Annotated in this window: 1 protein-coding gene and 1 pseudogene; both read left to right on the plus strand. The window is 74.6% G+C overall.

Annotated features, from left to right (window positions below; genetic code table 11):
• Window positions 1-820 (plus strand): hypothetical protein (locus H5J30_RS31170; protein WP_181790872.1); only part of this gene is annotated, 820 nt, incomplete at its 5' end.
• 38 nt (window positions 821-858) lie between these two features.
• Window positions 859-1,762: pseudogene (locus tag H5J30_RS31175) on the plus strand (hypothetical protein); the annotation flags it as partial.

The raw sequence follows: 1,762 nt of genomic DNA on the forward strand, positions 1-1,762 counted from the left end.
CGCGGACGCCGCCGACGCCGCCCGCCTGGTCTCCTTCGGCCTCCAGCCCAAGCTGCTGCCCGCCCGCGACCTGGAGTACGCCGAACTGCTCCGCCGCTACCGCGAGGAGCCGCCCTTCGCGCGCCTCGCCGACGCCGTCGCCACGGGCCTGGGCCTCGTCGTGCTGGAGGTCTCGACCCGTACCGGCATGGCCGTCACCGCCGCCGAGGACTCCGTCTTCGCCGTCCGCATGGGCGACTACGCCCGCCGCGCCGCCACCGACTCCGCCGACCGCTTCCTGCACGGCCTGGCCCATCTCGCCGTCGCCGCCATGGCGTTCCCGCGCCCCGAGGACCTGGCCGACGACGGCTACATCGGCCGCGTCAGCGTCAACGGCGTCGACGCCTTCGTCCGCCAGGCGTGCCGCCGCCTGGAGGAGCGCGCCGAGGAGGCCGGCGAGAACACCGACCCGGCCGAGGGCGAACGCGGCCTGGAGGCCGCCTGGCGGGTGTACGCGCGCCGCAGCGCCACCGGCGCCACGAAGGACGCCCGCCGGCTCGCCGGCTCCACCACCGGCATCATCGGCAAGGCCATGGCGTTCCTCACCGACTCCGGCTTCCTCCAGCGCACGTCGGACGACGCCGGCGGCACGTACCGCACCACCGCCCGCTACCAGTTGCAGGTGCGGGACATGGCGGGCAGCGCGGCCATGTCCGAGCTGCTGGAGCTGGGCGTCGTGCCCGTCGCCGACGGCAGCGCGACCTTGGTGCCCGCCGCCGACGACGGCGAGTCCGCCGGCGGCGCGCTGCCGTTCTTCCCCAGCCAGCACGAGCGGGCCTGACGGCCGGTCGAGACGGAACGAGCGAGGGCCGCAATCCCATGTACGAGCTGTCCAGGATCCGCCTCTACTCCATCGGACCCGCCGGGGCGCGGTACGCCGACACCGTGCTCGACCTGCGCGGCGTCGGTGGCGAGGTGCCCCGGCCGGCGCCCGCCCAGGGCGACTTCTTCGTATCCGAGCCCGCCGGGCCGCCGCGCCGGCCCGCGCCCGCGGGCGTGCTGTTCCTGGAGAACGGCGGCGGCAAGTCCGTACTCCTGAAGCTGATCTTCTCCGTGATGCTGCCCGGCCACCGCAACACCCTGGGCGGCGCCAGCTCCGGCGTGCTCCGCAAGTTCCTGCTCGCCGACGACACCGGGCACGTCGCGCTGGAGTGGCAGCACACCGTGACCGGCGAGCAGATCGTCGTCGGCAAAGTGAGCGAGTGGCGCGGGCGGCAGGTCTCCGGCGACCCGCGGAAGTTCGCCGAGGCGTGGTACTCGTTCCGCCCCGGTCCCGGGATGGGCCTGGACGCGCTGCCCGTCGCCGAGTCCGCGGCGGTGCGCCCCGCCGCGGAGGGCGCCTCCGGCGCGCGCGGGCGGCGCCGCACGATGAAGGGCTTCCGGGACGTACTGGCCGAGGCCGGCAAGGCGTACCCGCACCTGGACGTGGTGTGGGAGGAGATCCACGAGCGGTGGAACGAGCACCTGGGGCGGCTCGGCCTCGACCCCGAACTCTTCCGCTACCAGCGGGAGATGAACGCCGACGAGGGTGAGGCCGCCGGGCTGTTCGCGGTGAAGAACGACTCCGACTTCACGCATCTGCTGCTCCGCGCCGTCACCGACACCCGTGACACCGACGGCCTGGCCGACCTCGTCCACGGCTTCGCCCACAAGCTGGGCCGGCGCGCCGAACTGACCGCCGAGCGCGACTTCACCGCCGGCTCCCTCGACCTGCTCTCGCACC

The organism is Streptomyces phytophilus, assembly GCF_013870535.1.
GTDB lineage: Bacteria > Actinomycetota > Actinomycetes > Streptomycetales > Streptomycetaceae > Streptomyces > Streptomyces phytophilus.